Source organism: Prevotella sp. tc2-28 (assembly GCF_900107705.1).
In the GTDB taxonomy this organism is placed as follows: Bacteria; Bacteroidota; Bacteroidia; order Bacteroidales; family Bacteroidaceae; genus Prevotella.
In genome coordinates this window covers 117180-134743 of sequence record NZ_FNRE01000010.1, presented here as the reverse complement: position 1 = coordinate 134743, position 17564 = coordinate 117180, and the positions used below count along the sequence as shown (strand labels likewise).

Here is a 17564-nt window from a genome sequence, read left to right as displayed (position 1 = left end):
TTTTACGTTGGCGTTGTCACTTAATTGACTTGGATAAAGCATCAAGAATTTCTTTCTGCTCTGCCTCGCTTAGCCCTTGAAGCTGTTTCAATAACACAGCACTACTGCTTTTTCCTCCGTTTTCATCGAGCAGATAGGCATTGTACTCTAGCATTCTTTTCAGTGGGTAAGCTCCGATATATTTAGAGGTAATATCCCCACTGCTGCTATGCCCCATACTGTCGCATATATATTTATAAGGTACGTTGTCTGAGTTGTTCAGATTTGTAGCAAAAGAGTGACGTGCCCATGTAGATGTCGGTCTTTCCTGCATTCCGAGGATTTCCGATACTATAGCCATGTGTTCACGGATGTATCGGTTATAGCGTTGTATGACCCAGATTTCTTGGTCGGCAGTAATGGACTTGCTCATAATCGGGAAGACTCTCTCACCCAGCATTGGCTCGTTGCCATATTTGTCGATTATCTTTTTCAGTTCATCCGTAACAGGGAATATGACCTCACTTGCACTTGCATTTCTTTCTTGCGTCTTATGACGGAAGAACCTCAGTTGCTTGCCATGTGTGGCAAAGTACCAGTCATCATAGGTTAAGCGCAGAGTGTCAGCCAGATTCTGCCCGTCACCAAGATACATGAACAGGAACAAACCCAAATCACGGAAAATAGCGTGCTTCTCTTTGGGAAAGAACAGTTCCTTCCCGTTTTCGTCTTTTGCCTCGTCTCTTTCCCAAAAGTCATACAGCATGCGCATGGTTGGGACTTCCAGATAATCGGCTTTCCTGCTCCCCGACTTATTATACCCCGTGTCCTTAAACATCTCCTTGGTATTACCTTTTATCAGTTTACGACTTATGCAGACATTCACGATGGCGCGAAAGGTGCGAAGGGAAATACCAATTGTCGTAAGACTTAGTTTCTTCTCCTTCATTATCTTAACCCATTTGTCAACAAACGATTTGTTGATGTCTGCAAATTGCACATTGGAACCCATGTGTCTTTCAAAACGTCTGCGCACATCTTTATTACATCTGGCTGTTCCTGCACTTTCTTTTTCCCTCTTGTTGTCGATGATAGAATCCCAGACGGAATAGATGGTACAATCGTTGTCTGCCTTTCCCTGATGGAGTTCTTGAATACGCCCCAAAGAGAAACTATCTTCTGCAATCAGTTGGTTGACCTGGTTCTCTACTTTCTGCATCAGGTTCTTCAGTTCCTTCCGTTCAGCAGCTTTCTTGTTCCTGCCCTGCTTTTCGCATTCACAGAGTTCAAGCCATTCCCCCATCGTATATTTCTTCCCAATGCGCAGATAGACTGTCTTTCCGTCATAAGCTACCCTTACAGCTACTGGCAGTTCCTGAGTGTCATCATCATTGGCTCGCCGAGTATCGAGAGCCAGCGTTCCATATACATTTCCATTAGCAGAAGTGAACTTGGCAAGGCTTGAAATGCCACGACTGCTATACTTTCTTGTGCCAAATTTCACTTCATCGGTGAAATTCATCTTTTCATTTTTCATAATAAACCTCCTATTTATAAGGGTTTTGAAACATGCAACGTGAAATTCAGGTGAAATTCGCGAGCGAAAACTGCTGCAAAATTACACAATTTTCTGCAAACGCCAAAAGAAATAATCCTTTTATTTACAGGCTTTTGCAATAACATGGCATTTCATGCAAAAACCGTAAATATGACTCATAATCTGGAGGTCCCAGGTTCAAGCCCTGGCTGGTCCACACAGGAGAATCAGCACTTACAAAAAATTTGTAGGTGCTTTTTTGTTTGCGATTTGACAAAACGCAACAACCCATGGACCACTTAACAATGAAAAAAAAACATTCCCAGTCTATCATACAAACGGGAATGATCTTTGTACAGATTTACAGTCCTGAGTTGATTAACGAACGGAACTGCTGGATGCCCTGGTGGTTGTTGTCCAGTTCTTCCACTTCCTTCAAATAGCGCTCGGCATGCACCTTGTCGTCCATACCGTAGTAGCCGAGGGCAAGCATGTACTTGCAATGGATGAGGTTCTTCGTGTCGAGGGAATCCTCCCAAATGAGCAAATCGGGCAGAGATACTGCGAAATAGTCCATAACCTGCTTCTCGAGCGACCTTGCGCCGTACTGATCTTGGCAGCTTCGAAATAGCCGGCATCAGCCCAAGCCTTGTTCCATGTGGCTTTCCAGAAGAGCTCGTAGGCCTCAGAATCCTTGCATCATTCTTTTCTTTCCAATTTACCAAATGTATGATCTGCGTTCCACGGGCAGGTATAACAGGTGGTTCCTATTGACGTTGTAAAGGTTATACCACATGTCGGTATTCATCACCACACCATTGACTCTAAGGCGGCCATGGGCGTGCACGTCGTCATGCTTGAGGATTTCGAACGTATTACTACCATACTGGATGCACCAAAGGTGGGCATAGGACTCATAGAACTTGCGGAGCTGCTCGTTGCGTGTCTCGCCGGTGAAGCCCTGTTGGTCGAGGCGCTCTTGGTAGGCGTCGAGGGCAGTGAGGAAACCACCCAGGTCGGCAATGTTCTCACCGAGTGTGCGCGCGCCGTCGCAGTAGACCAGCGGGTCGCGCTCGGGGTCGAGCTCCAGGAGGTTGAAGGTGCGGACGAGGGTCTCGCTACGCTCCTTGAAATTCATCTTGTCGGCAACGGTCCACCAGTTCCTTCGCTCGCCATACCTGTCCCACTCGGAGCCGTTGTTGTCGAAACCGTGGGTGAACTCATGGCCGATGATGGTGAAGACGGCATAGTAGCAGGCCTCGCTGACGTCGCCTGTGGGCATGAGGGGCGGCAGGAGCATGGCGGGGTAGATGGAGATGGAGTTGTCGGTGAGCATATAGAGGGCGTTGACCAGTGTGAGGTCGGAGGGGATGGGTTCCTCGTCGGGGCCTTGCATGGAGCTCATAATCCTGACGGCGAAGAGGTCGTCGGTGCCCACGAGCTTGGCCGTCAGTCGGGCATTAGCAGCCTTCAGCCGGTGCAGAGCCTCTACCATGGTCTTGCAGTCGGCGAGTGCGGGGAGACACTCCTTGTGCCACGTGTCGGGGTAGCCGACGCACATGTGGCAGTTGTTGAGCTTGTCGATGGCATTGTTCTTGGTGGTCTCGCTCATCCAGTCGACGCGAGCGATGCGCTTGCGGAGGGATGCCTGGATTTCTTTGGTGATGTTGACGAACTTGTCCTTCAGGCTCTGCGGCATGTATTTCTGCTGCACGTGGTAGGACATGAGGTAGTTCAGCTCCATTCGGGCATCGATGCGCAGCGACTTCAGCGTGGCCTGGTCCTTGGCAGGCAGTGTCTTGTTGAACTCGGCCAGTCCAGCCTCGTCGGCAAAGGCCTTATAGGTCAGAAAGGCACTCTGCATGACCTGATAGAGGTCGTCGACGCTGTGGCTGTCCCAGTAGATGTTCCAGCGCAGGATTTCTACTTCGGACATCTGCAGCATGGCAGGGTCTATACCCATTCCCTCGGCAACGAGTGTGAGTGCCGTCTCGCCATTTTCCCCCCTGGTGGTTGACAGGCTGCGGCGTGGCTGTGACTTCATGCGCTCTATGTTCTCTTGGGTGTTGATTCTGTACGCTGACATGGGCAGGATGGCGAGTTTCAGCCTGTCCTTGTCCCAGATAGGGGTGGCCTGTACGACGTCGATACCGTCCATGAACATCTTGCCGAGGGTGCGGTAAGCCTCTTCCTTGGTGGCGGGCTTCTTGTATTTCGCAGCCAATGCGGTGATGTAGTCGCGCGACTCCTTGGAGTAGTCGTGCATGTGGTCTGAGAGGGTGAAGAAGCGGCCGATGTCGGGAACGGTCTTCTTCAACTCCTGTACCCTTACTTCCATGGCTTCCTTGGCGGCATAGATTCCGCCGATGTTCTTGCTCAGGTCGTCGGGGATGGGGTTTTCCTTCAGCCACGTGCCGTTACAGTAGTCGAAAAAACTGTCGCCGGGCTTTACCGAGAGGTCCTTGTTGGCTAAATAGTCGTCAGGATAATGATACGGATCTGTCGCTGACGACGCCTCACCATCATCCTTCGAACAAGCGGTAAACAAACTCAAACTGCTGAAAGCCAAAAAGGTAATAAATACCCAAAGATTATCGCTCTTCATATACTTATAAATTTTACATTTTAATTTCCATCAATTGTGCAAAGGTAGTCATTTCTTCTGAAATAAAAGAATATATTCTTTATTATCTACAAAGTTTCCCATCGGCTCTCTTTTTAGTCCGTCCCGACGGACTGCCAGTCCGAACGGCTCGGACTGAGAGTCCGAAGCCTACGGACTCCCGGCTACCATTAATACCCAAGGTTGTTCCCTCATAACCTTGGGTTATTTCCCAATAACCGTTCCTTATTCATCAATAACCGTTCCTTATTCGCGCCACAAAAAGTTTTTGCGATTTTACCCTCCCTTCCTCCCTTTTTCGCTCGGAACGCCTTTATTTACTGGGGTTCACGGACGGGAGGGAGAATGATTGTCCCTCCCGTCTCCCTCCCGTCTAGGGTCCCTTGTTTTCAAAATGTGAGGGTGCGAACTAAAAAAGGGAGGGTAACGGGAGGGACATTTGTTTCCCCTCCCGTGCCTCAAATGCCCTGTACATCGGCATTTGAGAGGGGTGACGGGAGGAAGGGAGGGTAAAATCAAAAAAACTTTTTTGTGATGAAATTTAGCATGATAGTACCGAGGCATTTTCACGTTTGGTACTTTCATGCAATGCGGATTTCGTAAACCTTTACGTACATAGTATATAAAAATTCGTCGAAAAAGTTGCACCATTCAAAAAAAGTACTTACCTTTGCATTCGAATTCAAATTTATTGATTATAAACAGTTAACTAAATTTTTCATAATGATGAAGAGAATGTATTTGATGAAAGGCATGGCCGCTTTAGCATTTGGCCTTGTCGCCGTAAGCTGTAACAAGTCGGATATTTTTAATCCGTACGCACAGCAAGAAAAGAATCAACAGGAGTCAGAGAAAGCATTTGCTGAGAATGTCATGGATGGTCAGACAATTGACGCTAACCAGACATGGTCAACAGCAAACGCTATGGAAGTCAGCGTTACTCCAAGCGCCACAGGTACTCTGAAAATTTACACCGCTAATCCTATTGGAAACGTGGTTGCTCCTCTTTACACCGCTAATGTAACTGCAGGTGCTCAGACTACATTTACTGTCACAAAGCCTGCTGATGTTCAGGCGCTTTACGCTACTGTTTACAAAGCAGAAGGTCAGATTGTTAACTTGCAGGCTTTCGATGCTACCGGTTCAAAGGCAGAAGTTAACTTCAACTCCACTACCGGAAACCGCGCCGCTCGTCGTGCAGCTCCTGCAAAACCCACAGAGCCTGCTTACGATAAGACTAACCCCATTGTAGCTCCTACAGAGCCTACGGGCATGCCTACCGCAGCCAATGCTCAGGAAAAGATTACTGAAAACAAAACCGCAGAATGGGGTTATGATGGCAAAACTATTTTCCTTGCCGAGAATGTGACTCTGACCATTACACAACAGTGGGGCGCATTAAAGAACTCTAAGATCTATATGAGTAGTGGTAGTAAAATCGTAAACACTACTGGTACTATTAGTACGGAAAATACCACAATTTACAACAACGGTGGTACACTCGAAGGTGGATTGTCATTGAATAACAAAACCACTATTTGGAACTTAGGAACTATCGACGGCAAGAATGGAGACATTACTTATGTCAATGACAATAGTACTATCTATAATGCTGGAACCATTAAGAACGTTAACAATTTCACTGTAGGTCAAGGAGGTATGCTTTGGAATGTTGGTTCTATCAATGCAACTGGCACGCTGAAGGGTTACAATAACGGTTCTAAGATTTACAATGGTAATATTGCAAACAAAAGCATTACGGTTGGCAGCCTAGAGTTAGGAAACTCTAATGAATATTTCTGGAACGACGGTCTTGTCAACGTCACTGGAACCATCAAGTTTACCAATGAGGGAGCCAAATTCGCTAATAATGGTACTCTGAAGGGTAACAAGTTTGACATCTCAGCTGGAAGCCAGTTCGTAAACTACACAGATGCAGAGGTAGTCATTACTGAATCTACTGACATCACAAACGCCAATGCCATTTGGATTAACAACGGTACATATCAGTCAGGTTCCTATATGGTAAAGGCTGGTGGCAACCAGGTATTCAACAACTGCCGACTGACGGTTACTGGCAAGTTTACTATGGGTAATGACGATGGTAGCCGTTTCGTACTGAATGGTGATGCTGCTGTTATCGCAGATAGCTTCGACTGGGTTGGTGACAACTATTTCTGGATGGGTAGCAACTCACTGCTGCTCGTGAACGGCACACTGAAGTCAAACAACAAAAACGACGACGGCAAGGGCTTCCACCAGTATGGTAACGACCTGGCAGTTATCTCAGCTAATGCTATTACCACCGACAACGTTGATGCTCAGGGCAGAATCTGCTTGTATGGTAAGATTTGTGTTGATGCTAATAAGATGTTTACGTTGAAACGTGTAGACGCCATCAGCAAGAACAACTATGTGGCAGAGGGTGAGGTTACCTTTACCACAAAGCAGTTCACGGCACCTGTTCCTGACTCATGGAAGACTCCGACTACTTGTCGTCCTGCTTATATTCCCGAAAATCCGGATCCAGATCCCGTTATGTACTACTACTATGCATTCGAGGACCTCGGTACAACGAACGACTTCGACTTCAACGACGTAGTTATCCGCGTATCTGCTCCCATTAATGGTACGTCAACTGTTCAGTTGATGTGTGCCGGTGGTACCATGTCAACCAAGGTAACTTACGGTGAAACAATTTTATGCAAAGAGGTTCATGCTGCATTTGGCGTAGACAACATCAAGGATATGATTAATACCGGAGCTGGTCCTGAAAAGACCTTCGTCACACTGGGTACTATTAACCCGCCTGCTAATACTGACATGTCTAGGCTCCCATTCGGCATCACCTGTCAGGGTAACGAAGGACAGGTTATCAGAGTTGAGAACAGTGTTGAAAACCATGGTAAAGCTCCATTGCTAATCGTTGTTAACGGTTATCCCTCAGGAGATAATGCAGGTAAGTGGTTCTGGTCTAGGGAGTTCATCAACATTGTAAACCCATACGAGCAGTTTGGCGCATGGGGTGCTAATGTACAGTCAAATGCTAATTGGTACTTGAACTACAAAGAAAAGGATAAAGACGGAAAGCTAATCCTTTACAAATGGTAATTGAATTCATCAAATACATAAGATAAACTAGAAGGAAGGGGGTGTCTATGAGATATGGGCACCCCTTTTATCCATTAAATAAGGACGTAACTATGAAGCAGATAAATAGTGCACTGATTGTCATCCTGGCAACATCGCTGACACTAGGGTCGTGCAAGAGCAAAAACGTGTTCGACCAAGAAGGGTACAACGAGATCATTACAGGTCAGTTCCCCATCGAGCCGATTGACCAGACACAGATGTGGAATCTGTCTACGCGACGGACTGTCAGCATCAACGTCAATGCCAATCTGGAGAATATGGAGAAGCTGATGGTGCTTACAGCAAACCCTGCCGTCAATAGCGATGCTCAGATCATGGCTGAGGAGGCTAATCCCGAAGAGGGACGCACCTATACGATGCTATTCGTGGCTCCTGACGCAAAGACGACATTCTATGCTGCCATCAAGACAACAGACAATCGCTATGCTATCGTAGAATTTAAGGCGTCCGACAATACGGTGAACTTCAATAACAAGGTGATGGCTACGATTAACACGGAGCCCAAACGCCAGGCGTTCACCTACTGCTTTGAAGAAAACTTCCCCATGCCTGGCGACTACGACTTCAACGACTGCGTGATGCGCATGTCTTTAGAGCGTGGCAGTAAAAAGAATCAGGTTAAACTGAACGTCACTTTAGAGGCCGTTGGTGCGAAGATTCCAATGGCAGGTGCCGTCAGACTGTGTGACTACAACTATAACGACATTGAGAGCGTGGAGATAGCCGACGGAAAGGCATTTGACGATGGCTATCCATTGCAGAAAAAATACATCCCCGAAGACGCTACACTGCTTCGTGGACGCAACAACGTAGCGGTCATCCGACTATTTGAAGATGCCATGTGGTGTATGGTCAAGGAAGACCCCGACAATATCGGTATTCTGACTCGAAAGAACATCAACGTGACACGAGCCACAGATGAAACAAACCTTCACAGAACACCTATCACCAAGACCTATATCATTACCTTCAAGGAGAGTTCTGCTGCCCTTCTGAACAACTTTCTGGAAGACAAGTTAGACCCGTTTATCGTGACACTCTTCAACGCAGGTTATTGGGAGACGCACGTATACACCCATCAGCAGGCACAGGCGCTCTACGAGTATCCTGACCAGAACGATGTACACATGCTCTGGGCATTGTGCGTTCCATCAGGCAACTTCCGCTGGCCTTTGGAGGGTAATCTGATAGGCAACTACAAAGACAACATACTGACGGGAACCTACCGTGAGTATAACCACTCCTTCGGACAATGGGCCGCCCAAAAAGAACAGTCGAGAGACTGGTTCTACTACCCGACTGTTACGGAGGTATATTAATATAAAGATATGGTATTAAATTATATATGGGTAGCTTTCTTTATCGTTGCCTTCGTCATTGCAGCGATAAAACTACTTTTTATGGGAGACTATGAGGTATTCCCGGCGATGATGGACTCCACGTTCTCATCGTCGAAGACCGCATTTGAGATTTCGTTAGGACTGACAGGTGTGCTGTCACTCTGGCTGGGTGTGATGAAAGTCGGAGAGAAGGGAGGCGTCGTCAACGTACTGGCCCGCCTGCTGAGTCCCGTATTCACCAAGTTGTTTCCTGACATTCCCAAGGGACACCCCGTAACGGGTTCCATCTTCATGAACATAGCCGCCAACATGCTGGGACTGGACAATGCCGCCACACCGCTGGGACTGAAGGCAATGGAACAGATGCAGGAACTGAACCCGAAGAAGGACACAGCATCGAACCCGATGATTATGTTCCTGGTGCTGAACACATCAGGACTGACACTCATCCCCGTCAGCATCATGGTATATCGTGCACAAATGGGTGCAGCCCAGCCAACGGACATCTTCATCCCCATCCTGCTGGCAACATTCTTCTCGACATTGGCAGGCATTATCATCACCTCGCTTTTTCAGCACATCAATCTGCTGAACCGCACCATCCTGCTGACCTTGGGCGGAGCCTGTGCCGTAGTAGCATCCATCATCTGGGGTTTCTCACAGATGGATCCCGACACGATGAACCGTGTCAGCACCACATCAGCCAATATCCTGCTGATGACCATCATTACAGGATTCATCCTGGCAGGTGTGCGTAAGAAGGTCAACGTATACGACGCCTTTATCGAAGGTGCCAAAGACGGATTCCAGACAGCCGTTCGCATCATCCCCTATCTGGTGGCTATCCTCGTTGGCATCGGTGTGTTCCGTGCCTCAGGAGCTATGGATATGCTCATTGGGGGCATGCGCTGGTGCGTAGAACTAACGGGAGCCAATGCCCAATGGGTAGATGCTATGCCTACGGCGCTGATGAAACCGCTGTCTGGGTCAGGAGCACGCGGCATGATGGTCGACGCAATGACGACCTATGGTGCAGACTCGTTTGTAGGCAGGCTGTCGTGCGTCTTCCAAGGCTCAACAGATACCACATTCTACATCTTGGCAGTCTACTTCGGTAGCGTTGGCGTTTCCAAGACCCGTCACGCCGTCTCTTGCGGCTTGCTAGCCGATCTGGCCGGTATCATCGCTGCTATAGCTATATGTTATTTGTTCTTTAACTAGTAAGACAATGGGTAAGCTAACTACCATTTTCAAAGATACAGCCATCTACGGACTATCGAGCATTATAGGCCGCTTTCTGAACTACCTGCTGGTACCACTCTATACGGCACAATTCTCTGCTGCCAGTGGAGCCTACGGCATCATCACCAATATCTACGCCTATGTGGCACTGGCCATGGTGCTGTTGACATTCGGTATGGAGACAACCTATTTCCGCTTTACCAACAAGACGCATACGGACTCCGAGACGGTCTATGGCACCACATTGATTACCGTGGGTTCGATATCGTTGGTGTTTGCTGTATTGGTATTGCTATTGTTGTCGCCTATCAGTCAACTGATGGGTTATGGCGAACATCCCGACTACGTAGGAGTGATGGCCGTCACGATAGCTATCGACGCCTTTCTGTGTATTCCCTTCGCTCACTTGCGCCAACAACGGAAGGCCATTAAGTTTGCAGCCCTCAAGCTGTTGAACATCATGGTGACCATCCTGCTGAACCTCATCTACTTCTATTTCATGGACGGTAAGGATGTAGGTTATGTGTTCTATATTAATCTGGCTTGTACGGTAATGCTTGCCGTCTGCCTGATTACGGAATATACTGGTTTCCGTTGGAAACTTGACAAGGTGCTGCTACGCAATATGCTCAGCTATTCATGGCCTATCTTGATATTAGGTATCGCAGGTATTCTGAACCAGACGGCCGACAAGATGCTATTCCCGTACATCTATGAGGGCAGCGACATGCGGGCCCAACTGGGTATCTATGGTGCCTGTTCGAAGATAGCCATGATTATGGCGATGATCACGCAGGCCTTCCGCTTTGCCTACGAGCCTATCGTCTTTGCAGGAGTAAAGGACAAAGACCAACACGAGATGTACACGAAGACCATGAAGTTCTTCATCATCTTCACCCTGCTGGCTTTCCTGATTGTGGTAGGCTACATGGACCTTCTGAAATACATCGTCCGCAATCCAGACTACTGGGTAGGACTGAAGGTCGTTCCTATCGTGATGGCTGCAGAAATCATGATGGGCATCTACTTCAACCTGTCGTTCTGGTATAAAATCATCGACAAGACCATCTGGGGAGCAATCTTCTCCGGCATCGGTTGTGCCGTACTGTTGGCAGTCAACATCATCTTTGTGCCCAAGTACGGTTTCATGGCTTGTGCATGGGGTGGTTTTGCTGGATATGGTGTCGCCATGCTCGCCAGCTATTTCGTGGGACAGAAGTACTATCCGCTGAAATACCCTATAAAGGAAATTGTCCTCTATGTGGTGCTGGCGTATGTGCTCTTCCGCCTCATGGACTTGTCTGTCGACTGGCCGATGATGGGCCGACTGGCTTTCAACACCCTCCTTATCCTTATCTTTGTGGCAGTCATCGTCAAGTTCGACTTGCCGCTGGGTAAGTTACCTGTTATTGGAAAATACTTTAGATAATATCATCATGAGAAAACTATTCTTATCATTACTGAGTCTGTGTGCACTCGGAGCACACGCCGACGAGGGTATGTGGACCCTCTACAACCTGCCCACTGCCGTCTACGACCAGATGAAGCAGTATGGCTTCCAACTGCCTATGGAACAGTTGTACAAGAGTGACAATGCCGTGAAGAATGCCGTCGTCAACTTCGGTGGTTTCTGCTCAGGCGTCGTCGTTTCACCCGACGGACTGGTATTCACCAACCACCACTGTGGTTTCGATGCCATTCGTCAGCATTCTACTGTTGAACATGACTACCTGCTGAACGGCTTTTATGCCAAGTCATATGAGGAAGAATTGCCCAACAAAGATTTGTTCGTCAGTTTCATGATTGAACAGAAAGATGTGACCGACGAGATAACAGCAGCCTTGAAAGGGGTCAAGCGAAGCCGTCAAGGACATGTGGTAGACAGTATCGAGAATGCTTGGCAGAAGACTATCCGCCAGCAGGACTCAACCCTTCGCGTGGAAGTAAAGCCTTTCTACGAGGGTAACAAGTACTACTGCACCACCTACCGCGACTTCAACGATGTGCGTCTGGTATTCACCGTGCCTAAGTCGATGGGTAAGTTCGGTGGTGAGACGGACAACTGGATGTGGCCACGCCAGACATGCGACTACTCCGTATTCCGCATCTATGCTAACCCCAAGACCAACGGTCCTGCTGAGTATTCCAAGGACAACGTGCCCTATCACCCCAAGTCATGGGCTCCTGTTTCCATGCAAGGCTACAAGCCTGGCGACTTCTGCATGATTATGGGTTATCCCGGCTCTACCAGCCGCTACCTGTCCAGCTATGGCATCCAGGAGCGTCGCGATGCCTTGAATGCACCACGAGCCCAGGTTCGTGGTGTCAAACAGAAAGTTATGTTGCGCCACATGCGTGCTGACGAGGCTGTTCGCATCAAGTACGACTCCAAGTACGCCAGTTCCAGCAACTATTGGAAGAACTCTATCGGCATGAACAAATGCATCGACTCCATCGGACTCATCCAGCAGAAGCGCCAGTATGAGGAGAAGATCAGTCAGTGGCTCAGCACTCATGAGGCTCCTGAGGCTGCAGGACTTGATTTCAGCAAGATGGCCGACCTCTACCAAAAGCGGATGGCTGTGTCGAAGGCACGTACCTTGTTCATAGAGTCGTTTTTCATGCAAGACCAGCTGACCTACCGCGCCATGAGGATTCAGTGGAACATGCGCGTCGAGGGTCCCAAGGACAAGCCCAAGAAACAATATCACCTATTCAAGGACAACAGCGACGAGTGGGACTTCGATACCGACCGTGAGATACTGGTTGCACTCATGAAGAACTACCGAGAACAGATAACGGATGACACCTACCTGCCAGACTTCTACCAGACCATTGACAAGAAGTTCAAGGGAGACTACGAGGCTTATGTCAATGCACTCTACAACAAGTCTATCCTGATGAAGTCGGATAAACCCATCTATTTCAACAAGAAAAGCTATAAGAAGGACCTTGGCGTGCAATATGGCCTGTCTATCAGTGAGACGTTAGAGAAAATCAATGATGCTCGCCAGAAGCTGAACAGCGAGATTGCCGAGCAGGAGAAACTGCTGTGTGCTGCCGTACTGCGTATGGAACAAGACATGCCCAACTACTCGGATGCCAACTTCACCCTGCGCATGACCTACGGACAGATTGGCGAATACACGCTGGGCGGACGTCCTTCAGGCTATTATACCACCGCCCGTTCGCTGTGGGAGAAGATGCAGAAAGCCGACCAGAACTTTGAATACTTTGCCGAGCCCGTGATGCACGAGCTGATGGCACAGAAGGACTTTGGCCGTTATGCTGATGCCCTGACAGGCACCATGCAGCTCTGCTTCCTGTCGAACACCGACATTACTGGCGGCAACTCAGGTTCACCTATCTTTAATAATAAAGGTGAACTGCTTGGCCTGGCCTTCGACGGCAACTGGGACAGTTTGTCAAGTGATATCTTCTTCGACCGTCAACTGGCTCGTACCATCAATGTCGATGTGCGCTACATGCTGTACATGATGGACAAATGGGGACATGCCGACCGGTTGCTGAAAGAGATTGACGCAAAATAATATGGAATAATTTTGTAAGATGCAAAAAAATAATGTATCTTTGCAGCCGATTATCAATTTAACATTTAAACAAATTACACAAAATGAAAAAATTTCAAACTATGATGCTCATGCTGCTGGTTGCAGTAATGGGTATGACCGTACAGTCATGCGGTGATGATGACAACTCTACATCTGGTGATAACAAAGTAGGTTATATTAGAGAGGATTTTTCCAAAACTTTGAAATTTCAGGATAGATATTTTTCTGAATATTCCGATGAGGCTACTGTGAAGAAGCTTTCAGAAGACCAACAGATGACACTCCTTGCTTTCTTCACCGCTATTAAGGAAGCTGATGCAAGTTTACAAACACTGGTAGATGGCGGAACTACTCCTGCTGATGCCAAGGTGATTAGTACTTACAAAAAATATGTGGAAGAATTCACCAATAACAAGGGATTCGAAGGTACTATTAAGATTACTAAAGTCAAGAATGGCACCACCTCTGAAGTTGGTACCATCACATTCACAAAATAATAATCAGTGATTAAAAAAAATACCTCCAAGACAGCTTGGAGGTATTTTTTTATTTCTTCTTTCGAGGTTTTCGGATGGCCCAGCCTTCTTCAGAGAAATCGGGAATCTCGCCCTTTAACTTCATGCCTTTGGGGTTGAGGAACTGCATCCAGTCTTCTTTTTGGTGGGGCTTGTCGGACTTATGGGCCTCATGGGGCTTATTAGACTTATGGGGCTCATGGGCATGGGATTTGGGGCTATGGGCACCTTCGGAAGCATCGTTGCAACGAACGTCACGGTTCTTATAGCGCTGGCCGTCGATATATTTCATCACTCGCTCGGCATCTTCCTCGGGAACCTCAAAGTACGACATCGTCTGTAGGAGGTCAATATGACCTACAGCTACATGGCCATGTACGTTCTTGTTCAGGAACTGCATCAGTTCGCCGGGGTAGAAACCGTCCTTCTTACCCAAGTTGATGAAGAGCTTGCGGTAGCCTTCACTGGTTGGCGTAGCTTGCTTCTTTCCACGACCATCACCCTTCCGGCCTCTTCCGTCTTCCTTGTTACCTCTGCCTTCCCTGCTGCTAACCACACCTATCTCCGGTGCGTCGGCATAGTAGGCTAAGAACTTGCCGAACTCCAAGGAGACTATCTTCTTGATGAGGTCGTCCTTATCCACATACTCGAAGTAGCGGCTGATGTCCTGCATAAAGGGGGCAATCTGCTCTTCGTCCACATCGGCCTTGACTATCTGGTCCATTAACTTGTAAAGCTGTTTCTTGCAGATTTCCTCTGCCGAGGGGATGGTGCCTTGTTCGAACTGCTTACCAATCTCCTTCTCGATGTTGCGAATCTTGAACTTCTCACGGCTGTGTACGATGCTGATGCTGGTGCCCTTCTTGCCGGCTCGACCTGTACGGCCCGAGCGGTGGGTGTAGTTCTCGATATCGTCGGGCAGTCCGTAGTTGATGACGTGCGTCAGGTCATCGACGTCCAGTCCGCGGGCAGCCACGTCGGTAGCCACCAACAACTGCACGGTATGCTGGCGGAACTTCTGCATGGTCAGGTCGCGCTGTTGTTGCGAGAGGTCGCCATGCAACGCCTCGGCATTGTACCCATCCTTGATGAGCTTGTCGGCCACCTCCTGCGTCTCTATCTTCGTGCGGCAGAAGATGATGGCGAAGATGCGGGGATAGTAGTCCACCAGTCGCTTCAGTGCCAGGTACTTGTCCTTAGCATTCACCATGTAATAGATATGATTCACGTGTTCGGCACCCTCGTTACGGCTACCGACGACAATTTCTTTATAGTCATGCAGGTATCCTTTGGCAATGCGCTCGATGTCGCGGCTCATGGTGGCCGAGAAGAGCAGCGTGTTACGGTTTTCAGGCACACCTTCCAGTATGGCGTCGATGCTCTCCTGGAATCCCATGTTCAGCATCTCGTCGGCCTCGTCCAGCACCACGTTCTGCACGTCGTCCAGCTGTGCCACGCCGCGCTTCATCAGGTCGATCAGTCGGCCCGGCGTAGCCACGATGACCTGCACGCCTTTGCGCAGGGCGCGAATCTGCTGTTCTATAGATGCACCGCCATAGACCGCCTCGATGTGGATGCCGTCCAGGTATTTGGCAAAGTCGCGCATGTCGTCGGCAATCTGCAGGCACAGCTCACGCGTCGGCGCCAGCACGAGTGCCAGTGGAATGCCGCGTCCTATCTCGCCCAGCTGCGGGCGTGGTTTCTCTGCAATGCGTTGCAATACGGGAATGCCGAACGCCGCCGTCTTGCCCGTGCCCGTCTGGGCCAGTGCTATCACGTCGTTTTTGTTTCCTAACAAATAAGGTATTACCTCCTCTTGTACAGGCATGGGCTGTACAAACCCCATTTCTTCGATGGCTTTGCGAATCCCTTCGCTCACACCAAGTTCTTCAAATGTCTTCAAAATCAATATGTTTTCTTAATTCGGATACAAAGGTACGAAATAATTCATAATTCTTTGCCGATAAAGCAAGAAAATCTCCATTGCATAGTATAATTCATATTTTTATAGTATATTTGCAGATGCTATGAAGATAGGTATTTTTTGTTCGGCAAACGAGCAGTTGGACCCCGACTTCTTCACCATGACGGAGGAGCTGGGGCGGTGGCTCGCCACAGAGGGCCATACGCTGGTGTATGGCGGTGTTAACAGTGGACTGATGGAGTGCGTGGCCCGTGCGGTAAAACAAGCGGGCGGAAGGACGGTGGGCGTGCTGCCGCAGATAGTGGTGAAGGGCGGGCGCATCTCTGACTACGTGGACGTGGAGATGATGTGCGACAACCTGAGCGACCGCAAGCAGCTGATGGGCGACAGGAGCGACGTGTTCATAGCGCTGCCCGGCGGCATCGGCACCATCGACGAGGTGTTCACCATCGCTGCCGCCCATACCATCGGATACCACGACAAGCGGGTGATTCTGTATAACATGAAGGGTTTCTGGGACGACTTGACCGCCATGCTGGACCGCTTGCAGCAGCGGGGCATGGTGCGCGGCGAGTGGCGCGACTATATCGCCGTGGCCAACAGCCTGGAGGAAATTTCGGAATTAATCAAAGGATGATGGGGCTTATAGGGCTAATTGGCCTTATTAGCCCCATAGGCCTCATTAGCCTTAGCGCAGGGCTAAGGCGCGGTTCTCGGCAGCCTCCATCAGTTCGCGCTCGCCGGGACCTTTGTCGTTGATGCCGCAGAGGTGCAGGATGCCGTGGATGATGACGCGGTGCAGCTCTTCGTCATAGTCTTTCCCGAACAGCTCGGCATTCGAGCGCACCGTGTCGAGCGAGATGACGAGGTCGCCGTTCAGCACATCGTCTTCACAATAATCGAAGGTGATGATGTCGGTGTAATAGTCGTGACCGAGATACTCGCGGTTCACCTCCAGGATGTGCTCGTCGTCACAGAACAGATAGCCCACCTCGCCAACCTTCTTGCCGTAGGTGTCGGCCACGCGGCGAATCCATGCCGTGGTCTCGCGCCGCTTAATCTTTGGGAACTTAACGTTTTCTGCGCTATAGGTAATCATAATTACTCATTACTAATTACTCATTAATGTCTTCGTTTCGGCAGAAACGCACTGACGTCCATGCCGAAGTGCTGAAGTTCGCGCACCATCGTGCTGCTGATGCTGCTATACTGCGGTTCGCTATAGAGCAGGATGGTCTCGATGCCACTGATCTGGCGGTTGATGTCGGCCTGTTCGCGCTCGTACTCAAAGTCCTTCACGCTCCTGACGCCCTTGACGATGTATCGCGCACCCTCCGCCTTGGCAAAATCGACCGCCAGCCCGTAATACGCCTTCACCTCGATGCGGGGCTCGTCGGCATAGAGGTCGGCAATGGCACGGATGCGCTCCTCGGCACTGGGCATGCCGGGCTTGTGCACCTGGTCGCCCACCACGCCGATGACCATGCGGTCGAACAGCGGCAGCGCCCTGCGCACGATTGAATCATGCCCCACAGTAAATGGATTGAAACTTCCTACAAATATTCCAGTCTTCATATCTATTCTTTTTGGCACGGATGGCCACGGAATAACACGGAAAGCTGCGCTCAAGGAACAGAAAAAAATCCGTGTCCATCCGTGTCCATCCGCGCCTAATAAAA

Annotated in this window: 12 protein-coding genes and 1 pseudogene; 7 read left to right on the top strand and 6 right to left on the bottom strand. The window is 49.1% G+C overall.

Features of this window, described 5'->3' with window-relative positions; all coding sequences use genetic code 11:
* Positions 1-16: 16 nt before the first annotated feature.
* The 3 genes and pseudogenes from BLU47_RS10185 to BLU47_RS10175 form a co-directional block, all read right to left on the bottom strand.
* Positions 17-1516: a tyrosine-type recombinase/integrase gene (locus BLU47_RS10185; protein ID WP_091962052.1), complete on the bottom strand. Its 1500-nt coding sequence runs from the start codon at positions 1514-1516 to the stop codon at positions 17-19.
* 361 nt (positions 1517-1877) lie between these two features.
* Positions 1878-2123, bottom strand: a pseudogene (locus BLU47_RS10180) (hypothetical protein); the annotation flags it as partial.
* 111 nt (positions 2124-2234) lie between these two features.
* Positions 2235-4121, bottom strand: coding sequence for a M13-type metalloendopeptidase (locus BLU47_RS10175; RefSeq protein WP_091962049.1), 1887 nt, complete (start codon positions 4119-4121; stop codon positions 2235-2237).
* Positions 4122-4865: 744 nt separating this feature from the next.
* On the opposite strand from BLU47_RS10175, the gene BLU47_RS10170 reads away from it, so the two are divergent.
* From BLU47_RS10170 to BLU47_RS10145, 6 genes are all read left to right on the top strand, one after another.
* On the top strand, positions 4866-7250 hold the full coding sequence (locus tag BLU47_RS10170) for an autotransporter outer membrane beta-barrel domain-containing protein (RefSeq protein ID WP_176780543.1): 2385 nt from the start codon (positions 4866-4868) through the stop codon (positions 7248-7250).
* Positions 7251-7342: 92 nt separating this feature from the next.
* Positions 7343-8611 carry an LruC domain-containing protein gene (locus tag BLU47_RS10165; RefSeq protein WP_176780542.1) on the top strand — a complete coding sequence of 423 codons (1269 nt, stop codon included), beginning with the start codon at positions 7343-7345 and terminating at the stop codon, positions 8609-8611.
* A gap of 9 nt (positions 8612-8620) precedes the next feature.
* Positions 8621-9853: a nucleoside recognition domain-containing protein gene (locus BLU47_RS10160; RefSeq protein WP_091962039.1), complete on the top strand. Its 1233-nt coding sequence runs from the start codon at positions 8621-8623 to the stop codon at positions 9851-9853.
* A gap of 7 nt (positions 9854-9860) precedes the next feature.
* Entirely contained in the window at positions 9861-11303 is a 1443-nt protein-coding gene (locus tag BLU47_RS10155) for an oligosaccharide flippase family protein (RefSeq protein ID WP_091962036.1), read from the top strand.
* Between the two features lie 7 nt (positions 11304-11310).
* Entirely contained in the window at positions 11311-13425 is a 2115-nt protein-coding gene (locus tag BLU47_RS10150; RefSeq protein ID WP_091962034.1) for a S46 family peptidase, read from the top strand.
* An 83-nt stretch (positions 13426-13508) separates the two neighbouring features.
* Entirely contained in the window at positions 13509-13943 is a 435-nt protein-coding gene (locus BLU47_RS10145) for a hypothetical protein (RefSeq protein ID WP_143025534.1), read from the top strand.
* 49 nt (positions 13944-13992) lie between these two features.
* On the opposite strand, the gene BLU47_RS10140 is transcribed toward BLU47_RS10145, so the two are convergent.
* Complete coding sequence (locus BLU47_RS10140) at positions 13993-15864, bottom strand: DEAD/DEAH box helicase (protein ID WP_091962028.1); 1872 nt, start codon at positions 15862-15864, stop codon at positions 13993-13995.
* A 124-nt stretch (positions 15865-15988) separates the two neighbouring features.
* On the opposite strand from BLU47_RS10140, the gene BLU47_RS10135 reads away from it, so the two are divergent.
* Positions 15989-16522 carry an LOG family protein gene (locus tag BLU47_RS10135; protein WP_091962025.1) on the top strand — a complete coding sequence of 178 codons (534 nt, stop codon included), beginning with the start codon at positions 15989-15991 and terminating at the stop codon, positions 16520-16522.
* Positions 16523-16573: 51 nt separating this feature from the next.
* Here the strand turns inward: BLU47_RS10135 and ybeY are convergent, their stop codons facing one another.
* Complete coding sequence (gene ybeY, locus BLU47_RS10130; protein ID WP_091962023.1) at positions 16574-16984, bottom strand: rRNA maturation RNase YbeY; 411 nt, start codon at positions 16982-16984, stop codon at positions 16574-16576.
* Positions 16985-17007: 23 nt separating this feature from the next.
* Entirely contained in the window at positions 17008-17460 is a 453-nt protein-coding gene (gene coaD / locus BLU47_RS10125; RefSeq protein WP_091962020.1) for a pantetheine-phosphate adenylyltransferase, read from the bottom strand.
* Positions 17461-17564: the final 104 nt, after the last annotated feature.